Raw genomic sequence first — 21,202 nt, 5'->3', positions numbered from 1 at the left:
CCTCCTTAATCTATACCAAATTTAGATAAAAAACTTCTCCTTTAACTTTTCCACTATTATTTGTGCAGCCTCTTTTGGATCCACATCATATACCTTACCGGCTGTTTTTGCTCCCTTCGTAAAAGATTTCTTAACTTTTGTCGGAGAACCTCTTAAACCAATATTTGAAAGTTCAACATCTATATCTTTTAAAGTCCATTTTATTATTTCTTTTTCTCTAAAAGCATCAAATACTCCACTTACTGACATATATCTAGGAGTATTCATCTCACTTAGAGTAGTTATTAAACAAGGCATTTTTACTCTAATTAAATAGTATCCATCTTCAAACATTCTCTTTAAAATTAATCTATCATTATCCAATTTTAAATCTGCTACATAACTGACTTGAGGAAGCCCTAAATGTTCTGCTATTTGAGGCCCAACTTGGGCAGTATCGCCATCTATAGCTTGTCTTCCAGCGATTATCAAGTCATAATCCAACTTTCTTATAGCTGCTGCAAGTGTCGAGGATGTAGCCCAAGTATCTGCACCTGCAAACGCTCTATCACTTAATAATATTGCTCTATCTGCTCCCATTGCTAAAGCTTCCCTCAATGCTTTTTCTGCTTGTGGTGGTCCCATAGTCAATACTGTTACTTCAGCACCAATTTCATCTTTTAACCTCAAAGCTGCTTCTAATCCACTTTTATCATCTGGATTTATTATACTAGGTACACCTTCCCTTATTAATGTTCCTGTTATTGGGTCTAGTCTTACTTCAGTAGTATCAGGAACCTGTTTAATACAAACTATTATTCTCACCTTAAAACCCTCCTATCTTAACATACTAGCAGCAATAACCATTCTTTGGACTTCTGAAGTACCTTCATATATCTCAGTTATCTTTGCATCTCTCATCATTCTCTCAACTGGATATTCTCTTGTATATCCATAACCTCCATGTAACTGGACAGCTTTTGTTGTAACTTCCATTGCTATTTCCGATGCAAAGAGCTTAGCCATAGCTGCATATACACCATAGCTTTCGTTGTTATCTTTAGCCTTTGCTGCTCTATATACAAGCAATCTGGCTGCATCAGTTTTAGTCTGCATATCAGCCAAACTGAACTGTGTATTTTGAAACTTTGCTAAAGCTCTACCAAACTGTTTTCTTTCTTTCACATACTTTACAGTTTCATCAATTGCTCCCTGAGCAATACCCAAAGCTTGTGCTGCTATACCAATACGTCCACCATCAAGTGTTTTCATAGCAATCTTAAATCCTTGTCCTTCTTTGCCAAGTAAATTTTCCTTAGGCACTCTACAATTTTCAAAAATAAGCTCACATGTAGAAGAACCTCTTATACCCATTTTCGCCTCTTTCTTTCCAACACTAAATCCTTCAAAATCTTTCTCTACAATAAAAGCTGATATTCCCTTAACCCCTTTCTTTTTATCTGTCATTGCCATAACTATATATACATCTGCAAATCCAGCATTTGTTATGAAAATTTTTGAACCATTTAATATATAATAATCACCATCCAATACAGCTTTAGTCTGTTGTGCAGCTGCATCAGTACCTGCATTTGGCTCAGTTAGTGCAAATGCTCCTAACTTTTCACCTTTCGCAAGTGGAACTAGATATTTTTGCTTCTGCTCTTCTGTACCAAACTCAAATATCGGTGCTGCGCATAAAGAGGTATGTGCTGATACAATAACTCCTGTTGTAGCGCATGCTTTCGATATTTCTTCAACAGCCATAATGTAAGCTAAATTATCTCCACCTTGCCCACCATATTCTTTAGGAAATGGTATGCCTAAAAAACCATACTTAGCTAATTTTTTTACTGTCTCTACTGGAAACATTTCTTTTTCATCAACTTCTTCTGCAAGAGGCTTCACTTCCTTTTCAGCAAACTCCCTATACATTTCTCGTAGCATTTCATGCTCTTTTGGAATACGAAAATCCATTCTTTATCCTCCTTCAATTTATAAAATTTTAATTTGCTTTTGTTAATATTTTAACATTTGGGTTTAAAAAAAAATTTTTTACTTAAATGGAATAGCAAATTCTATGCCAAGTTTTAAAATAACTTTGACACCTTAAAAGCAAATATAAACCCCCTTATTTGCTATTAAACTAATGCTTTGAAAATTATTCTATGAACAAAATATTTACACTTAATTTCTTCAATCTTGTCAAACATAGATATTTAAACATTTCACAAAAGTGTATATAAAGTTTACATGTAAACTTTGTTTACTTAATGAACAAAATCTTCGATTTAAACAAATCAAGGTAGATTTTGTTGAAATCCATAAACGGAAATTATATTTAAAATTATCCACAATTTAACGAGATATATAATTTCCTATGGATTATAGAAAAACCGTCTACCTCTAGTTGAAACTTAAGAGGTAGACGGTTTTTTTAACCTTTTAACCACATAAATTGATAAGGTTTAAGTGTGATTTCTATTATTCCATTATCTACATTAACCTTTTCTTTAGATATAAGATCTCTTAAAACATTTACTTTCTCTAATCCATATTCTTTTAACTCTATTTTAACTTTTTGCTCTTCATTTGATACGTTATTTAATACTATTATAGCTTCTTCATTATCTAAAGAAGTTCGTACAAATGAAAATACAAATTCATTTGCAAAAATTACTTTTTGTTTTGCGTTTGGATGGAATGCTTTCTCTGCTTTTCTTATTCTGATTAACTCCACATATTTACTGAAAATCTTATTTCTTAATGCATTTTTATCATTTAGCTCTTTTTCTAATTTTTCTAATAATAACTTCTCTCTATTAATTCTTCTGTATATACCGCTCTCTTTTACACCTTCATTGTAATTTTTTGAGCCTAATAAACTGTGTATATAAATTGCTGGGACTCCCATCAACGATAGAAGTATAGCTTGTGAACCCATAAATCTTTTTATTTTAATATCTTCTTCATCATCTGGATGTGAAAGTGCATCAAAATAATTTATATTAAGCTCATATGGACTCTTAGTTCCATCACCATTATTTTTATATGATACATACCCACCATACTCTTTTGCTTTCTTTACCATTTCATTTATCTCTTCTTCAGATAAAATACCTTTAGCTGGCATTACTCCTATACCGTCATGTGATGCTAAGAAATTAAAAAATGTAGTTCTGTCAGATATTTGTTCTAAAGAATCTGCCCATTTTAATAAATGGCTAGCGTTACCTGTTTGATATGCATTTAATACTAATGGTGGCAGTGGAAACTGATAAACCATTTGAGCTTCATTATACCCATCACCAAAATAGCTTATATTATCTTTATGAGGTACATTTGTTTCTGTTATTAATATAGTTTCTGGTGCTACTATATCAAGTATATCCCTAAATAGTTGTATCACTTTATGTGTTTGCTCTAAATGTATACAACTTGTTCCAATTTCTTTCCATAAATATCCTATGGCATCCAATCTAAGTGTTTTAGCTCCTTTAGATACATAAAATAATATTAACTCAATTATTTTTAATAGTACTTTTTCGTTTTTAAAGTTTAAATCTATTTGGTCTTCACTAAAAGTTGTCCAAATGTATTTTTCACCTTCTGAAGTTTCAAACTTAGTAAGTAAAGGTAATGCTCTCGGTCTAGTAACTTTTGAAAGTTCTTCGCAAGGCTTGGTTTCTATAAAAAAGTTTTTGTATTCTTCTTGTCCTTTTAAATATCCTTGGAACCATTCACTTTTAGCTGAAATATGGTTTATAACTGCATCAAACATTAATTTAAAATCTTTAGACATATTTTCTATATCATCCCAATTACCTAACTCAGGATTTACTTCAAAATAGTCTATAACTGAAAATCCGTCATCTGATGAATATGGATAAAAAGGAAGTATATGCACATTGGTAATTATACCCTTTAAATATTTGTTTAGAAACTCATGTAATGTTTTAAGTGCACCTTTCCCTTCTTCTTTTATATTATCTCCGTAGGTAATTAAGAAAACATCTTCTTCATTAACCCACTCTTTATCTGAATCATTATGGATATTATTTTGATATCTCTCAGTTAACTTTATTATATTTTCAAAAATCTCATTGCTTTTTTCTTTACCGTATAAAAATATAAGTTTATCCAATATACTTTTCTTTTTTTCTTCTATAATATTATTTTTCATATAATCCCACCTCATTTTATTCAATTAAGTGCTATACTTCACTTACTTAAACATTTAAAAAAGTTCTGAAAGTATTTTTTCTAAACTTTTATATGAAAAATATTCCTTACCTAGTTTAAAATTTTCTTCAATAAAATTATTTCTATACTCACTATTTGTAAGTAATTCTAGACATTCTTTAGCTGCTTTTTTAATGGCACTTTCATCAATACTTGCAAGTCCATTATCTTTTACCTCATGTGTATCACCTAGAGATACAATATTAAACCCTTTTTCTTTTATATCTGTTTTGTAAACTGGATATTCATATACAATCATAGGTACTTTTGCAAATAACCCTTCTAAAAATTGGTTGCCCCAACCTTCTAAAATACTTGGATAAGTTATAAGGTCTGCAAATACATATGCATCCCACAAAGAATAACATTTCTTTCCATCTATTTCGCATCTTGAATGTTCTATAACATCATTTATAAATAGAAGTTCTACATTCTTCTTATGTGCTCTTTCCTTAAGCAACTCAACATATTTACCTTCAGATTCAGGAAGTCCTGCTAGAACAAGTATAATTCTGCTTTCTTCATCAAGTTTTCTTCCATCAAATAAACCCTTCTCATATAATTCCTTTAAATTTTCTTCCTTCTTAAGTTCACTAACAACATCTATCGCAAGCTCTATAGCCTTTCTTTCAGTTATTCGTGTAGCTTGTAAAACTAATATATCATTATCTTTCAAACCAATACTTTTTCTAAAATCTTTATTATACTCATCAACTTTCCAAGTAGGAACATCAAAGTCAAATACGTTTGGTACTATCGTTGCATCTAATCCTTTTCTCTTTTTAATCTCTTCTTTTGCAATTTCATTAATAACAACATGTTTTATTAAATTATGCTTAGGAGGAAAATATTCCTCTAAAACTTCCTCAACAAATTTACAAGTAGGTTTAGAATATCTTTCTCTTTCCCAATAAAAATCATGATGATGTGCAACACATTTTATACCCATTTCTTTCACAACATTATTTATAGCAATTGCTGCTGGTATACCCCAGCCTAATGACCAAATATTATTAGGAACTAAGACTTCTATTTTATATTCTTCAATAAATTTCTTTAAACCATCCTCAATTTTTTTAGCAAAATCCATAACTTCTTTTTTGAAATCTTCCTCATCTTTATAATCTACAAGACTATCGTAAGCATTTCTTACAAATTTGTCATTTAACTCATGTTTATAATGCAACTCTGGAATTACATAACCTTCAGTTGTTCCTAAACTTCCAGCCAATAAATAAACATTATGACCCATTTTTTCTAAGACTTTTTTCCATTTCTCCATCTCTAATGAAACTCCATCTGTTTCCCCAACTCTGAAATGACATAATGCTATATTCAAAGTAATACCTCCTCAAAAATTAACCTTTTACTGAACCTGACATAATACCTTTAACAAAATATTTCTGCAACAATAAGAAAATTATAACTACTGGCAATATAGTTAAAACATTAGCTGCCATTATCTGTGACCAAGGTATTGCAACAGTCTCTTTTGATAGCATACCAAGCCTTAACGGTAACGTATATTTTTCTGGGCTCTTTAACAAAACTAATGGCATTGTAAATGAGTTCCAGTTATTAACAAACTCGATTATTGCTAATGAAGTTATAGCAGGTTTTAATAAAGGCAAAATTATTGTAAAGAAAATTTTAAATTCACCACAACCATCTATCCTCGCAGCTTCAATTAAAGCATCTGGTATATCTTCAATATATTGTTTCATAAAGAAAATTCCAAATACCGTTACTCCAAATGGTAATATCAAACTAACAAGTTTGTCATACATTCCCAGCTTAGTTATTATAAAGAATAATGGTAACAGTAAAACTGTAGCTGGTATAGTCATTGTTCCGATTAATACAGTCATAAGAAACTTACTACCTATAAACTTCTTCTTTGCAAATGCATAACCAGCCATAGTTGAAAAAATAACTATTAGTACAGTAGTTGATATTGAAACTATTAATGAATTTAAGAATGTCCTTGTAAAATGCAAATACTTCCACACATAAGGAAAGTTTTTAAGATTTATTTGATGCGGCCAAAGCGTTGGTGGAAACATTGTAATCTCCGCATCTGTCTTTAAGCTAGATACAATAAGCCAATATAGAGGCACTAAAAATATTACTGTTAATATATAAAGAGAAACTTTAGCATAAAACTCCTTTTTCCTTTTCATAGTAACACCTCTAATAATCTAGTTTTTTTGAATTAATTTTATTTTGAGTTAAGCTTATAATTACTACTACAACGAACAATATATATGACATTGCTGAAGCCTTACCTATATGAAAATATTTGAATGCTTCGTTGTATATTAAAAAAGGTATCGTAATTGTTGAATCTGCAGGGCCTCCACCTGTCATTACAAATATCTCTTGGAATACATTGAAACAGTTTATTAGAAGTAAAATAAATACAACCATTGTTATTCTTCTTAATAGTGGCCAAGTAATAGTACGAAATTGCTGAAAAGTTGATGCTCCGTCAATATCTGCTGCTTCATATAAGCTTTTAGGTATATTTTGAAGTCCTGCAAGGTATATAAGCATAAAATAACCTATTCTTCTCCAAGATGACATAATAGCAATTATTGGCATAGCTAATTTTGTATCTGATAACCAATTTGGCCCTTTAATATTTAATAAATTTAATACACCATTCACTAAGCCTTTGTCCCCGTTAAACAACATCATAAAAATTAAACTTGCACTTATTATTGAAATAACATATGGTATAAAAAATACTGTCCTCATAAAATTAATTCCCTTAATTTTTCTATCAAGTAAAACTGCTAAAGCCACTGAACAGAACATAGTTAAAGGAATAAAAATAACACTAAAATACAATGTGTTGACAACGCTCTTTAAGAAAAGATGATCTTTAAATGTTAGCAAATAATTTTTAAATCCTATCCATTTCCCTGGCACTTCAAACAACCCACTATTTCTTAACATCAATGGCTTTACATCTTTAAAACTTGAAACTAGCGACCAAATAGCAGGATATAAAATAAACATTGTAACTATTATCATTGCAGGAAGAATAAAAAGATAAGCTGACCAGTCATTTTTCCTCAATTTCCATTTTAAAGTTTCCAAATTAAATGCTTTCTTCATGGTTCTCACCTTCCTTATTTAAAAACCAATAGGTAAATCAATAAAAGAGACACACAAAATGTGCCTCTTTTATTGATTTTTAAGAATTTCATTGCCTAATTTTTCAATGTTTTTCAATGCTTCTTCAACGCTAACTTCTCCAATTACAGCTTTGTTTAACTGGCTTCTATATACTTCCTCTTCAACTTTTACCCACTCTTTTATAGGTGTAGAAATACTTGGGTATTTTAACCCTTCAATAAATACTAAAAACTCAGGATGTTTCTTGAAGTAATCTGTATCTTCCATATCTTTTCTAATTGGTACTCTAAATGGATAGTAATTTCCATCATCTGCTTTTTCGCCCTTCATTAGCATCTCTTGACCTTTTTTGCTTCCTAAAAACTCTATCAACTTCTTACTAGCTTCTAATTTTTTACCTTCAACCCCAACAGGTACTGTCAACATATAAGGTCCAATATCAGCTGCTCTTCCAGCTGGTCCAGCAGGTACTGGTGCTGCTGACACTTCAAATGGCTTTCCATTTTTCCAAATATCTGTTATTCCCCAAGGGCCTTGGAATTCCATAGCAGTAACTTGATTTCTAAAGTCAGCCATAACATCTCCACCTGCTTTATTAGCTGTATCTGGAGGAGCACACTCTCTTATAAGCTTTATATAATATTCTAATGCTTTCTTACCTTCTGGTGAATTAATAGCTACCTTATACTCACCATTTTCTTCCTTAACTAATTTTGCTCCTGCTTGATGTGCAAACATATTGAACAACCATGTGATATCATGATGTTGTTTACCTACTAGCCCTATACCGTATTGGTCAATTTTACCGTCACCATCTTTGTCAATTGTTAATTTTTTTGCGTATTCATAAAGTTCTTCCCAAGTTTCAGGTGCTTTTGTTAATCCAGCTTTTTCAAATAATGTCTTGTTATAAACTAGTTGAATAGTATGTCCCATCCATGGATATCCGTATAATTTACCATCAACTTCAGCTAAATTCCACAATTGTTCATAAAAATTATCTTTATTCTTTGAAAAATCTTTTGTTAAATCAACAAAGGCACCTTGTCCACCTAAAGCCTGTACATATCTATATGGCACTTGAATTACTTCTGGAGCTTCTCCACTTAAAATCATAGTTAAAAGTTTTTGTTCTTCTTGGCTTCCTCCAAGAAGTTTAACTTTTATTCCAGGATTTTCTTTTTCAAATTCATCTAATATTTCTCTTATTGCCATACCTCTTCCTGAATCTTCAGCCCAAACTATTTGCATTTTGATCTCTACAGGCTCATTAGCTTTAACATCTTGATTTTTAACATCATCAGCTGTATTTTTACCAGAACAAGCAGTTAAAGTAAAAATCATAGTTAGAACTAATAATAACGATAGTATTCTTTTCATAACCCTTCTCCCTTCTTTTTAGTTTATAGCCAATTATAATTGGCTAAATCAATTTGTCTTTCGTTGTCATATTTGTCATAATTAATATACTGTTTAATACAATATTCTCTTTTCAAACATCTGAATAAATAACATCTTTACCAATAATTACAAATGGAATTTCATTATCTTCCCAATAATTAATTTTATATCATTTTTAATGGTATCAGAAATAATCGCCCGATTTACCATTTTTATGTTTATTCGTCCCTCTGTATGACAACGTTGTCATGGTTAATTATAATACAATTAATTTAACTTTGCAATAGTTTTTTTAATCATTAAAAAAATAAGGGATATCTATCCCCTTTAGCAAAAACTGTCATCATTCTACTTAAAAATCACACTAGAATTACATCTTTCATTTTTGATAACTCTACCTTATTCCCTTTATGCCAAATCACTATATTATCACCATTAAGTAATTTATAAGTAGTCAAGTTTCCTTCAACTTTAACATTTATTTGTCTATTCTTATATTTTATTCTAAACTCATAACTTTCCCATTTCTCAGGCAGATACGGTTTGAAGTGTAATTCACTATTATATACCCTCATCCCAGCAAATCCATTTACAACACTTGCCCATGTTCCAGCCATACAAGCAGTGTGAATTCCTTCATGTGCATTATTATTATAATCATCTAAATCCATTCTAGCTGTTTGCATAAAATAATTATATGCTTGTTCCTTGTATCCTATCTCTGAAGCAATAATGCTAAATACGCACGCTGATAAAGATGAATCATGAGTCGTTTTAGGTTCATAAAAATCATAATTTCTCTTTTTTAACTCAATATCAAATTCATTTCCAAGCAAGAACATTAGTAAAATAACGTCAGCCTGTTTACATATTTGATATCTCATAATATTTAATTGATGCCAATTTGTAACCAGTGGTGTTTCCTCAACAGGAATCGAATCTACATCATATGGTTCTTTGTAAAGAAAACTATCATCTTGAGGATTTATTCCTAACTTTTCATCATAAGGTAAATACATATTATCTGCTGCTTTTTTCCATTCTACAAGTTCTTCTTCTTTTAGATTGATCTTTTCCTTTAACTCCTCATATTTTTGTGGATATTTAGCTTTCAACAGTTCAGCAACATATACTCCATAATTCAAATTAAAACGAGCCATATAGTTAGTATAGCAATTGTTGTCAACACAAGGTTTGTATTCATCTGGTCCCGTAACTTCATTAATACAGAATTTATTATCCTTAAGAGGTATATATCCTCCTCTATCTGCCCACATTCTTGCTGTTTCAAACACAATTTCTGCTCCATAATTTATTAGAAAGTCAATATCATCAGTTGCTTCAACATATTTATGAATAGCATATGTTATATCTGCATCAATATGATATTGCGCTGTAGATGCTGGGAAATATGAAGATGCTTCTTCACCATTAATTGTTCTCCAAGGGAATAATGCTCCTTTACTTCTCATCTCTTTTGCTCTCTCACGTGCCTTGTCTAAAGTGTTATATCTATATATTAGCAAAGCTTTAGAAATTTCTGGTCTGCTGTATAAGAAAAATGGTAGTATATAAATCTCCGAGTCCCAGAAATAGTGACCTTCATATCCTTCACCTGTTAAACCCTTTGCCCCTATATTAGTAATGCCATCTTTTCCGACAGATTGCAATAATTGAAAACTGTTAAATCTTATCCCTTGTTGTAAAGCTATATCTCCTTTTATCTTAATGTCAGCATCTTCCCAGAATTTAAGCAGATATTTTCTATGTTCATTATATAGATTATCGTAACCTGCGGTCTTAGCCTCTAGAACTCCTTCTTTAGCATAATTCATGATTTCATTTTCAGATACATCTCTGGAAGTGTAGAAATTTACATATTTATCCAAGATATATGTTTGGTTTCTTTCACCTTTAAAAACTATTTTAATTCCAATCTTTTTGTCTTCCTCTATTTTTTCTAACGAATATTCTATATCTTGATCTTTACAATAAAAATCATTATACATCGAACAACCTATAGTAAATTCCGTTCTATTAGTTTTCTGTTGAATATATCCTAATCTCCCATCTGTCCATTTATCAATAACTCTTAATGCTTGTTCTCTTAAGTTTTTATTTTTAACATCTCCATCTAATTCAGAAATAAAAGTAATCTCTCCATCAAAATTTAACGGTTTTACCATAAATCTTATTACGGCTAGGTGTTTATTTGTAAGTGAAACAAATCTTTCTATTTTTATATATACTTCCTTACCCTTAGGACTTTTCCAAATTAGCTCCCTTATAAGTTTTCCATTTTTCATATCAAGGATACGACTATAATCCTTAATTGAACCTTTTAACATATCAAATTTTTCATCATCAATCCATAAGCTTATAAGTCTCCAATCCGTAATATTTATCATTGTCTGTCCCCAAAGAGGATACCCAAAATGATACTCTCCATACATTATTGGTTCTGATTCATAGATTCCATTAATATAAGTACCTACCAAGCTAGTTTTAGGGTCACCAGAATAACCTTCTTCTAAATTACCTCTAATACCTAAATAACCATTACCTAACGAAAAAATAGTTTCACTTCTCTGATTTAATTTTTCACTAAATTCTTTTTCTATAATTCTCCATTCATCATATTCATATATTGCTGTTTTATTTTTGTGAAACTCTCTCATAATTTGCCTCCTCTCCTAGTTCTTATTACATATAAACTTTAAATATAGCTTTAACCTTATGAATGTGTAATCGTTTACATATATTGGCAATAAAACAATACTATGGGCATATCGCAAGATATGCCCCTTCCCTTACTTCTTAGCATCTGCAATAGCTTTAGCATATTTATCAAGTGTTGCTTTTACATCTTTACCTTCAATTACAATTTCTCTGAATGCATCATTTAAAGCTTTATCAACTGTATCCCAATATGTTACATTTGGTCTAGGCTGTGACACTTTAAGAGCTTCTTTAACTGCTTCAAAGTAAGGTTTTTGCCACTCTTCTACTTTACCATATGCATCAGTTCTGCATGAAGGCCAGCCCATCTCTGTAACTAATAATTCTTGAGTTTCTTTGCTCATTAAGAATTGCATGAATTTTACTGCTAATTCTTTATTAGGTGAACCTACTGGTATACCTATTACTTCTCCACCAAGAACTTTTGACTTTTTCACAGGTCCTGCAAATCCAGCATGTGCTTTTATTTCTTTTTTACCACCGTCTCTAACTATTACATTAACTCCAAATGGCCAGTTAGCACCATAATATACAGACTCAGTTGCTAAGTATTTGTTCATAGTATTCCAATCTGCTTTCTTGCTATCTGGTGATAAATAAGGCCATAATTTTTTTAAGAAAGTATAAGCTTTAATTGAACCTTCATCATTTAGTACTAGTGGATCTCCACCAGCTTGTCTTATGAATTCAAATAATTGTACAGTTGTATTCCCATCTAATGTTCCTTTTATAGCTACTCTACCAATACCTTCCTTTTCTTTGAAAGTTTTTGCAACTTTTAATAATTCATCCCAATTAGTTGGTGGTTTAATTCCATATTCATTAAATTTCTTCTCGTTATAGAAGTTAATTTCAACATTTGGTCTATATGGCATAAAATATAATTTTCCATTAAACTCACCAACTGGAATTAATGCCTTAATAACATTTTCAGGTATCATATCTCTGTATTCGCTTAAGTCTTCTACTAATCCTTTCTCTACAAGTTGTGCTAATTGCATATTGTCTTGAGTAATAATGTCTATTTCCATCTTACCTGCTTTATGCATAGCTTCTAGCTTAGTAATAAGATCAGAAGCTTCAATTTGTACTGCTTCTATTTTAACGTTATTTTCTTTTTCAAAAATAGGGAAAACTTTATTTTTCATTACTTCCCACTCTGATTCACCTAGAGCCATACTAACTCTTAGTACTTTTTGTCCTTTACTAGCTTGTTCTTTTGTTCCTGTACATCCAGATAAAATTGCAAAAGTAAGTACCATAATAAGAAATAACGAAATTACTTTTTTAAAATTCATATAAATATCCTCCCCTTTTATATTTATATTTTTATTTAATTGCTCCTCCAAGGTAATCTGATTTAAGATACCTTTGTAGAGCATAAGTAACAACAGCCACAGGAATAGTTAATATTGTTGCATATGTTGCAGTTTGAAAGAACCCACCTCTATTAACATAATAGTAAACTTGCAAAGGTAAGGTATTTTCAGACAGTGATAAATATAATGCATAAGTAAATTCATTCCATGAATTCAGCCATACAAACAAAGTCGCTACTGCAATTCCAGGAGCTGCATTTGGTATTACTATACTCATAAGAGCTCTTAATCTCGAAGCTCCATCAATCATTGCACTTTTCTCTAAATCAACAGGTATAACTTCAAAAGTACCTACAAGTATCCATGTAATAAAAGGTAATTGTTCAATCAAGTGAGCTAATACAAGGCCTATATAAGTATCCATAAGGTTCCATTTCAAAAACTTTACAGCTATTGGTAAAGCTATACCCACATTGGGAAACATTCTAGTGAAAAAAAGTCCTAATATAACAACGTACTTTACTTTTTTAGGTAATCTTGAAATCACATATGAAGCAGGTGTTGCTATAATTATTGCAAATATTGCAGTTAAAGTCGCTACTGTAAAACTTTTTCTAAAAGCTGGCCACAATTTACCAGAAGTTAATACCTTTATCCAATGATCCCAAGTAAAATTCCTAATTAAAAATGTTGGATGTTGTGTAAGTACATCTACTGGTTGACTGATTGAAACTTTAACCAATATATACACAGGTATTAACATTATCAATGAAAAAAATATAAGAAGGGGGAAAAAAGAAGCATCAATAATTTTGCCTAATCTATCTTTTTTAACTGAACTCATCATGCTAATCCCTCACCTTTATCGACATATTTCAGATATAATAATACAAATATCATTATAATAACAAGTAGAATAGTTGAAACAGCTCCAGATATATTTGGATTATTGTAAACACGGTATTCCTCAAATGCATATGTCGCAAGTACAGGAACTGTTTTCCCTGCTAATATCATTGGAAGTTCAAAAATTCTAAACAAATCAACTGATCTTAAAATTACAGCCATTGTAATAGATGGTTTAAGTAATGGTAATGTTATATTTTTAAATGTTTGCCATTTGGAAGCTCCATCTATTTGTGCTGCCTCATATACATCTAAAGGTATTGATTCTAATCCAGCTAACAATAATAAAGTTACTATAGGAGTTACTTTCCACATATCTCCGAATGCTATCATAAGTATTGTCCTTATACCACCACTTGCCCAGTCAATAGGAACAAATCTGTACGTATTAGCAATTAATCCAATGTATTTCAAACATTCAGTAATCCTGTATAATAACTCATTAAAATATCCTTGAGTATCGAATATATATAGTAATGCTACACCTGAAACCAAAGTAGGAACTCCCATAGGAGTCAAAATTATTGCTCTAAATATTCCTTTAGTTTTAAACTCTTTTTTCAGCATAAGTGCTAGTATTAAACCAGCTGCAAGCTGCATTATAAGACCTAAGATAGATATTATAAAAGTATTAACAAATGCCTTTCTAAAATCTTCTCTCTCAAGCAAGTATCTGTAGTTCTCTAGACTTAAATTGCCTGTTATAGGATTTGTAAAGCCCATCTTAATAGTCTGTAAAATTGGAATTAATGTAAAATAGAAAATGTATAGAGCAAGAGGTAGAATTAACAATATTTCTAGATGATATTTTTTAAAGAACCTTTTCAATTCATGCCCTCCTTTGTGTAATCGTTTACATATGCTTTAAAAAAATTTCAGCAGCTTTCTCTAACTATAAGTTTATGCTCCAACGTTATTTTATAAGAATCTATCTTCTCTTTATTTAAAATCTTTGTTAAAAGTCTCATCCCTATTGCCCCCATATCATATAAAGGCTGTGCAATGGTAGTAAGTGATGGAAATGACATTTCAGATATATTGATATCATCAAAACCTACTACACCTAAATCTTCTGGCACTCTTATTTTCATCTCAAAAGCTGCTTTTATAACACCTAAAGCCATTTCATCACTAGCGGCAAAAATCGCATCAGGCCTATCAGGTAAATTAAATAATTTTTTTGCTTCTTTATAGCCTGACTTGAATCGATAATCACCTTCACATATATACTCTCTATTTAGGAGTAGTCCACCTTCTGTAAGAGCTTTTACAAACCCATTAAATCTTGGTAGACCAGCATTTGGGTCGTCCATCGGTCCACCAATGAAGGCTATCTTTTTATATCCCTTTTTTATAATATATTTAACTGCATCCTCTGAAGCTTTCATATTATTTATAGTTACTGATGGCATATCCTCATAATCAGTAGAAATTAAAACAACATCAATTCCCGTTTTTTTGATTTTTTCAGCTAAAGTATCGGTTACCGTATTGCTCATAAATATAATTCCATCAGTCTGTTTCTCTGCTAAAACATCTAGATATTTTTCCTCTTTTTCTCTATCCAAATCAGTATTACAAAGTATAATATTATAGTTATAAAGATTTGCAATATCCTCTATCCCTCTAACAACCTCAGGAAAAAAATGACTAGAGATATCTGGTATCATTATACCGATAGTTCTAGTATTTTTAACTTTTAAACTTCTAGCGATTGCATTTGGTTTATAGCCTGTCTTTTCTATTGCTTCTAAAACTCTTTTTTTAGTTTCTTCACTCACGTAACCACTTTTATTTAAAACTCTCGAAACAGTTGCTACTGAAACGCCTGATATTTTCGCTACATCTTTTATACTTACACTCATTTTCATCACCTTATGTAATCGTTTACATCTTTACGTAGACTATTCTATCAACAAATCTATTAATTGTCAATATTTTTCTGAAAATTTCTTATAACACAATTGAAGATTTTGTTGAAATCCATAAACGGAAATTATATTTAAAATTATCCACAATTTAAAGTAGTTTATAATTTCCTATGGATTATAATAAAACTCTAGTCATATAAAAAAACGACTAGAGTTATTTTAACTTAACTAAATTAATAGCATTAACCTTTCATCCCTGTAGTTGAAATCCCTTTTATAAAATTTCTTTGGGAAATCAAAAAAATGATTATTGCAGGCACTGAAAGTATCATAACTCCAGCTAATACTTGGTCCCAAAATTGAAAATACTGTCCATAAAAAGAGTTTAAACCAACTGGTAGCGTATACATATTATCTCTAGTAGCTAATAAACTTGGCCACAAAAAGCTATTCCAATTGCCTGTAAACATTAGTATAAATTGTGTAGAAAGTACAGGTTTAGCCATTGGTAGCACTATTCTAAAAAATACTCCAAACCTACTAAGACCATCTATAATAGCTGCTTCTTCAACAGACTTCGGTATACTTAAGAAAAATTGTCTCATTAAAAAATCCCAAATAGACTACATAAAAAAGGAATCGTTAGCCCCTGATAAGTATTTATCCAATTTAGTTTAGTAAGCAAAATAAAGGTAGGAACCAGAACAACTTGTCCAGGTACCATCATCATTGCTAGTATAGCTAAATATAGAGTTTTTCCCCAGGAAAATCAATTCTTGCTAATGCATATCCCGCCATTGAGTTAAACAGTAAATTACCTAATGTAACAATACTAGCAACTATTAAACTGTTAAAAGTCCATCTTGCAAAAGGGTATCTTTCCCATAAGAATATATAATTATCGAAAGATAATGTTGATAGATTTACAGTAAAATTATTAACTTCACTAGTTGGTTTTAATGAAGTTATTACCTCCATATAAATGGTCCTAATGTAATTACTGAATAAGAAATTACTAAAAAATAAAAAATTATTCCCGATTTGTAAAATATTTAAATTATCGACCTGTTTTAATACCTATTATTTTCTATATACCAACTCTTTGTTTTTATTAACTTTCAATTTCTCATCATATATTCTAACATCAATATCTTTTGTGCTTACTACTCTAACTTCAGTCTGAGTAACTACAATTTTCACTTTAGCATCTTGCCAAGTAATATTAAAAGTTAATTCGTCCCAATGTTCTGGTATCCACGGATTTAGGCAAAGGTGATGTTCTTTATCTACATGTAATCCTCCAAAGCCAAACACTACACTTTGCCAAGAACCACCAGTAGATGCAGCATGCAATCCAAACTCAGCATTGCCTTGATTATCTTCTAAATCTGTTAATATAGTTTTCATAAAATACTTATAAGCATTGTGTGTATCCCCTACTGTAAGTCCCATTATCGAATACATTGATGGACTCAATGAGGACTTATGCATTGTTCTTTTTTCGTAGTATTCATAGTTAATTCTTCTTGTTTCTAAGTCAAATTCGTCACCTAACAAGAGCATCAACATAACAACATCTGGCTGCTTAATTAATTGAGTTTGTCCTAGTTTATAACCTTGTAAATCTGGCCATAAAGGCATACCATTTTCGTCATGTTCTGTAATTTTTATATCTTTTAAATCAAAATATCCTTCAAACTGTTCGATTAGCTTCCCATCTTCTGAATATGGTATATAAATCTTATCCTTTATTATTTTCCATTCTTTAAAATCTTCTTCCTTAATATCTAATTTATTAAGTAAATCGTTATAAACCTTATTATCTTCTCTTTTTAACCATTCAGCAAGCTCTAATGTCTTTTCAATGTTCCATTTAGCTAAATAGTTTGTATAAAAATTATTATTCACGTGTTCATGAAATTCATCTGGGCCTATTACTCTATTTATTTCATATCTATCCTTTTCCTCATTATACTCTACTCTGCTTTTCCAAAATTTAGATGTTTCAAGAAGTGTTTCTATACCATAATTTATTAGAAAGTCTTTATCTCTTGTAGCTCTGTAATATTCCCAAATACCGAATGCAATATCTGAGTTGATATGGAACTCTTCATCACCAGTCCATATTCTTACCGGATTACCATCATAATCCATTCCCCACTTAGGTGTTACTTCTAAACCATCATCAGCTGACTCCCATGGGAATTGAGCTCCTTCGTAATCGTTAAGCTTTGCATTTCTCCTAGCCCCATCTAGAGTATTGTATCTATACATTAATAAATTTCGTGCAATTTCAGGTTGAGTATATATAAAAAATGGAAGCATAAAAATCTCTGTGTCCCAAAAAACATGTCCTTTATAACCTTCCCCATGCAGTGCTTTAGCTGCAATACTTACTCTATCATCTTGGTCATACGCTGATGAAGATAATTGAAATATGTTAAATCTTATACCTAATTGAGCTAGGTCATCTCCTTTTATTTCAATATCAATCTTATCCCAAATCTCTTGCCAAGCTTTAATATGAGCTCTTATTTCATTTTGTAATCCCTGTTCATAAAAGCTTTTTAATTCACATGCTAAAATATCTTTAAGAGCATCATCTGTATCTCTTGATGTATATGTTACACCAAATTTTTGTAATGTATACTCTTTCCCTTCTTCTACTCTTAACTCTAAAAGTTCTCTAACTATTTCACCAAAAACTCCATACTTTCTATTTCTTAAAGCTGACTCGTCTAAAACTTTAATAGCTGTTCCCTCTATTATAGTTATGTGCTTATCAATAGTGCAAGTTTCCAAAGCTATACCTGGATTAAAATCATAGCTTTCTTTAACTCTAATATGTTTAGCTTTATCAGCTGGATGATAATTACCGTTAGTTACAGTAGCATCAATTATATTCTCAACAAAAATTTTACCTGAATAGTTTACAGGTGTTATTTTATATTCAGCACCCCATCTATGTACATTATTTCTACTTACAAATCGTCTTGAAAATATTTTAGTAATTTTTCCTTTCGGTGTTTTTATTTCTACATCAGTATATAGTATCCCATTCTTCATGTCTAAATATCTTTTAAAATATAAAATTTCACTTCTGTCAATGTCAATTAACTCATCATCAATATATAAATTAAAAACTAAAGGATTTTGAGCATTAACAATTTCAGTAACTTGAGCTTGAGCTTTATCAAATACTCCTGCAATAAAATTACCACAAAAACCATATTTAGAAAACTCTAACCAACCTCTGAGTCCCCTGTAACCATTTGCTAATGTAAATATAGTTTCGTATTTCGGACTATCTTTCACATCATAATAATTCTGTTCGATAAGCCACAGTTTTTTCTCCATGTCATACCTCCAAAAATATTTTCGTAAACGTTTTCGGTAATTTTATTATATAACAAACATTACTATTTGACAACAACAAAAATATTTTTTCTTATAAACTAGGTCTACACCTAAGTTTCATAAAAGAACACATAACTCTTTAATATCAAAATCGTTTCTGATATAATAAGATAAGATTTTATGAAAAGGAGGAATTTTTATGGTTAAAATTAAGGCTTGTATATTCGATTTAGATGGTGTAATTGTTGACACTGCAAAATATCATTATTTAGCTTGGAAAAAGCTTGCCAATGAACTTGGTTTTGATTTCACTGAAAAAGATAATGAAAAATTAAAAGGTGTTAGCAGAATGGAATCACTTGAGATACTTCTTGATTTAGGTAATGTTAAGGTTGACACAGAAACAAAATTGAAATTAGCTGAAAAGAAAAATAACTGGTATAGAGAATTAATATCAAAAATGGATGAATCCGAAATACTACCAAAAGTTAAAGAATTTATCAATGAACTAAAAAATTCAAATATCAAAGTTGCAATAGGATCTTCAAGTAAAAATACTATGACTATCTTAAATAGTATCAAAATGGCAGATATTTTTGATGTTATTATTGATGGTAACAAAATAACTAAAGCTAAACCAAACCCTGAGGTATTTCTTTTAGGTGCAGAAGCTTTAGGTGTAAAACCTAATGAATGTATTGTATTTGAAGATGCAGAATCGGGCATAAAAGCTGCTAAAAAAGCTGGAATGTACGCTATTGGTATTGGTTCTAAGGAAATTCTAAAAGAAGCAGATAAAGTTATACCTGATACTAATAGTTTAACAATCGACATTATTAATTTTTAAAAAATATAAAAGCCCTTTGATTCTCAACGCATCAAGGGGCTTTTATATTTTTTCTTTTCTAGTAGATTCTCTTAAAACTAATTCTGGTTCTATAACTATCTGGTTTATTTGCTGACCATTTATTATATTAATTAGGAGCGTAGCAGCCGAGACTCCTAACTTATAAGTATCTTGTCTTATAGTTGAGAGCTTAGGACTTATATAAGAGCTTAATTCAATATCATCAAATCCAATAACTTCAACTTCATCTGGAATTTTTTTACCCATCTCCTTTAATTCGGCAATTGCACCTATAGCCATTAGATCACTAGCAGCAAAAACAGCTGTTATATCATTATGTTCATTAAATAATTTTCTAATCCCTTGTCTACCACTTTTTTCAGTAAAATCGCCAAAATAAATTAAAGTCTTATCTATAGGAATTTCATTCTTCATTAAAGATAAATAATATCCATCTAATCTTTGAAGACTTACATATGCATTTTCATGACCATTAATAAATGCAATTTTTCTATGTCCATTACGAATTAAATAGTCCATTGCTAAACCTGTCCCTTTAACATTATCTGTTCCTACAAAACCTACTTTACCTTTACTTATGGGGATATCAAATAGAACACACGGTATGTCACCTTTAAGAACTTGTTTGTAAAATTCATCACTTAATTTAAGTCCCATTAGAAATATTCCCTCTAAATGGTTATCCTGTACTATTTTAGGTAATTTATTTTTATTATTCTTTGTTAAATTAGGAAGAAAAACAACTTCATAACCTTGTTCAGAAGCGTATTCCTTAAAACCCATAATTACTTTATAAAGAAAAGAATTAATTTGTTTTTTCTCGTCATATTCTTCTATACCAATTGCTATTCTCCTACTATTAGTAGTTCTAATCCCTCTAGCTAAAAGACTTGGACTATACCCTATATCTTCAGCTATTTTTAGTATCTTTTTTCGTGTTTCAGGTTTTATATCACTATAATCGTTAAAAGCTCTAGATACTGTACTAATTGATACTCCAGCTTCTTTCGCAACATCTTTTATTGTTACATTTCTTACTTTCCCAATATAACCACATCCTTCTATCTCTAAAATAGATATAACTATTCTAAATCGTTTTTGTATAATTTTACTATATTTTTTTCAACATTGCAAATTTGTTCAAAAAAAAGAGAGCTTTCACTCTCTTTCTTTTGGTTTACTTCCTGTAGCACCTGCACTTATTAAATTTTCAGTTCCTGATATAGTTTGCGATTTAATTTTTTCACTTCTAGATTCTTCAAGTCTAAATTTTAGCTCTGGAATATCTTCTACTACACCTGGATCTGCAAATTTCCACTCAATTTGCTGTATATTATTCTTCCTTATCATCCAATCACCTCATTGTTAGTATTTGATGC

18 protein-coding genes are annotated in these 21,202 nt (G+C 30.5%); 1 reads left to right on the top strand and 17 read right to left on the bottom strand.

What is annotated here, in order from left to right; translation table 11 throughout:
• Positions 1–21 precede the first annotated feature (21 nt).
• The 15 genes from BFN48_RS06240 to BFN48_RS06175 form a co-directional block, all read right to left on the bottom strand.
• A complete protein-coding gene (locus tag BFN48_RS06240) occupies positions 22–804 on the bottom strand; it encodes an electron transfer flavoprotein subunit beta/FixA family protein (RefSeq protein ID WP_069650049.1) in 783 nt (260 codons plus the stop codon).
• Positions 805–816: 12 nt separating this feature from the next.
• Positions 817–1,956, bottom strand: coding sequence for an acyl-CoA dehydrogenase (locus tag BFN48_RS06235; protein ID WP_069650048.1), 1,140 nt, complete (start codon positions 1,954–1,956; stop codon positions 817–819).
• A 460-nt stretch (positions 1,957–2,416) separates the two neighbouring features.
• A complete protein-coding gene (locus BFN48_RS06230) occupies positions 2,417–4,162 on the bottom strand; it encodes an alpha-amylase family glycosyl hydrolase (protein ID WP_141706130.1) in 1,746 nt (581 codons plus the stop codon).
• Between the two features lie 54 nt (positions 4,163–4,216).
• On the bottom strand, positions 4,217–5,560 hold the full coding sequence (locus BFN48_RS06225; RefSeq protein ID WP_069650047.1) for a glycosyltransferase family 4 protein: 1,344 nt from the start codon (positions 5,558–5,560) through the stop codon (positions 4,217–4,219).
• Positions 5,561–5,579: 19 nt separating this feature from the next.
• The gene (locus BFN48_RS06220) at positions 5,580–6,401 is read right to left on the bottom strand and encodes a carbohydrate ABC transporter permease (RefSeq protein ID WP_069650046.1); all 822 of its coding nucleotides are present in this window, start codon (positions 6,399–6,401) and stop codon (positions 5,580–5,582) included.
• Between the two features lie 10 nt (positions 6,402–6,411).
• Complete coding sequence (locus BFN48_RS06215; protein ID WP_069650045.1) at positions 6,412–7,341, bottom strand: carbohydrate ABC transporter permease; 930 nt, start codon at positions 7,339–7,341, stop codon at positions 6,412–6,414.
• A gap of 69 nt (positions 7,342–7,410) precedes the next feature.
• Positions 7,411–8,742, bottom strand: a complete 1,332-nt coding sequence (locus BFN48_RS06210) for an ABC transporter substrate-binding protein (RefSeq protein WP_069650044.1) — start codon at positions 8,740–8,742, stop codon at positions 7,411–7,413.
• 380 nt (positions 8,743–9,122) lie between these two features.
• Positions 9,123–11,441 (bottom strand): glycoside hydrolase family 65 protein, encoded by a 2,319-nt coding sequence (locus BFN48_RS06205; protein ID WP_069650043.1) that lies wholly within the window; start codon positions 11,439–11,441, stop codon positions 9,123–9,125.
• Positions 11,442–11,573: 132 nt separating this feature from the next.
• A complete protein-coding gene (locus BFN48_RS06200) occupies positions 11,574–12,800 on the bottom strand; it encodes a sugar ABC transporter substrate-binding protein (protein ID WP_069650042.1) in 1,227 nt (408 codons plus the stop codon).
• Positions 12,801–12,831: 31 nt separating this feature from the next.
• Positions 12,832–13,668, bottom strand: coding sequence for a carbohydrate ABC transporter permease (locus BFN48_RS06195; protein WP_083238832.1), 837 nt, complete (start codon positions 13,666–13,668; stop codon positions 12,832–12,834).
• A complete protein-coding gene (locus tag BFN48_RS06190; RefSeq protein WP_069650041.1) occupies positions 13,665–14,555 on the bottom strand; it encodes a carbohydrate ABC transporter permease in 891 nt (296 codons plus the stop codon). Before BFN48_RS06190 ends, BFN48_RS06195 begins: the two co-directional genes overlap by 4 nt.
• A 47-nt stretch (positions 14,556–14,602) precedes the next feature.
• On the bottom strand, positions 14,603–15,598 hold the full coding sequence (locus BFN48_RS06185; protein WP_278287315.1) for a LacI family DNA-binding transcriptional regulator: 996 nt from the start codon (positions 15,596–15,598) through the stop codon (positions 14,603–14,605).
• Between the two features lie 242 nt (positions 15,599–15,840).
• Positions 15,841–16,203, bottom strand: a complete 363-nt coding sequence (locus BFN48_RS12655) for a carbohydrate ABC transporter permease (protein WP_242863230.1) — start codon at positions 16,201–16,203, stop codon at positions 15,841–15,843.
• Between the two features lie 136 nt (positions 16,204–16,339).
• On the bottom strand, positions 16,340–16,576 hold the full coding sequence (locus BFN48_RS12650; RefSeq protein ID WP_242863229.1) for an ABC transporter permease family protein: 237 nt from the start codon (positions 16,574–16,576) through the stop codon (positions 16,340–16,342).
• Positions 16,577–16,678: 102 nt separating this feature from the next.
• Entirely contained in the window at positions 16,679–18,955 is a 2,277-nt protein-coding gene (locus BFN48_RS06175; RefSeq protein WP_069650039.1) for a glycoside hydrolase family 65 protein, read from the bottom strand.
• 199 nt (positions 18,956–19,154) lie between these two features.
• Here BFN48_RS06175 and pgmB point away from each other — a divergent pair, with 199 nt between their 5' ends.
• The gene (pgmB, locus tag BFN48_RS06170) at positions 19,155–19,802 is read left to right on the top strand and encodes a beta-phosphoglucomutase (RefSeq protein WP_069650038.1); all 648 of its coding nucleotides are present in this window, start codon (positions 19,155–19,157) and stop codon (positions 19,800–19,802) included.
• A 42-nt stretch (positions 19,803–19,844) separates the two neighbouring features.
• On the opposite strand, the gene BFN48_RS06165 is transcribed toward pgmB, so the two are convergent.
• Both BFN48_RS06165 and BFN48_RS06160 read right to left on the bottom strand, forming a co-directional pair.
• Positions 19,845–20,846, bottom strand: coding sequence for a LacI family DNA-binding transcriptional regulator (locus BFN48_RS06165; RefSeq protein WP_278287314.1), 1,002 nt, complete (start codon positions 20,844–20,846; stop codon positions 19,845–19,847).
• 135 nt (positions 20,847–20,981) lie between these two features.
• Positions 20,982–21,173 (bottom strand): hypothetical protein, encoded by a 192-nt coding sequence (locus tag BFN48_RS06160; protein WP_069650036.1) that lies wholly within the window; start codon positions 21,171–21,173, stop codon positions 20,982–20,984.
• Positions 21,174–21,202: the final 29 nt, after the last annotated feature.

This window comes from Caloranaerobacter ferrireducens, assembly GCF_001730685.1.
GTDB lineage: Bacteria > Bacillota > Clostridia > Tissierellales > Thermohalobacteraceae > Caloranaerobacter > Caloranaerobacter ferrireducens.
Note: the sequence above shows the minus strand (reverse complement) of the source record. Positions and strands in the feature narration are given on the sequence as shown.

Excerpts from the sequence above, each read along its gene's own strand:
- BFN48_RS06220 (WP_069650046.1), bottom strand. The coding sequence starts at position 6,401 with ATGAAAAGGAAAAAGGAGTTTTATGCTAAAGTTTCTCTTTATATATTA.
- BFN48_RS06215 (WP_069650045.1), bottom strand. The coding sequence starts at position 7,341 with ATGAAGAAAGCATTTAATTTGGAAACTTTAAAATGGAAATTGAGGAAA.
- BFN48_RS06160 (WP_069650036.1), bottom strand. The coding sequence starts at position 21,173 with ATGATAAGGAAGAATAATATACAGCAAATTGAGTGGAAATTTGCAGAT.
- BFN48_RS06235 (WP_069650048.1), bottom strand. The coding sequence starts at position 1,956 with ATGGATTTTCGTATTCCAAAAGAGCATGAAATGCTACGAGAAATGTAT.
- BFN48_RS12655 (WP_242863230.1), bottom strand. The coding sequence starts at position 16,203 with ATGAGACAATTTTTCTTAAGTATACCGAAGTCTGTTGAAGAAGCAGCT.
- BFN48_RS06210 (WP_069650044.1), bottom strand. The coding sequence starts at position 8,742 with ATGAAAAGAATACTATCGTTATTATTAGTTCTAACTATGATTTTTACT.
- BFN48_RS06200 (WP_069650042.1), bottom strand. The coding sequence starts at position 12,800 with ATGAATTTTAAAAAAGTAATTTCGTTATTTCTTATTATGGTACTTACT.
- pgmB (WP_069650038.1), top strand. The coding sequence starts at position 19,155 with ATGGTTAAAATTAAGGCTTGTATATTCGATTTAGATGGTGTAATTGTT.
- BFN48_RS06230 (WP_141706130.1), bottom strand. The coding sequence starts at position 4,162 with ATGAAAAATAATATTATAGAAGAAAAAAAGAAAAGTATATTGGATAAA.
- BFN48_RS06175 (WP_069650039.1), bottom strand. The coding sequence starts at position 18,955 with ATGGAGAAAAAACTGTGGCTTATCGAACAGAATTATTATGATGTGAAA.
- BFN48_RS06195 (WP_083238832.1), bottom strand. The coding sequence starts at position 13,668 with ATGATGAGTTCAGTTAAAAAAGATAGATTAGGCAAAATTATTGATGCT.
- BFN48_RS12650 (WP_242863229.1), bottom strand. The coding sequence starts at position 16,576 with ATGGAGGTAATAACTTCATTAAAACCAACTAGTGAAGTTAATAATTTT.
- BFN48_RS06205 (WP_069650043.1), bottom strand. The coding sequence starts at position 11,441 with ATGAGAGAGTTTCACAAAAATAAAACAGCAATATATGAATATGATGAA.
- BFN48_RS06185 (WP_278287315.1), bottom strand. The coding sequence starts at position 15,598 with ATGAAAATGAGTGTAAGTATAAAAGATGTAGCGAAAATATCAGGCGTT.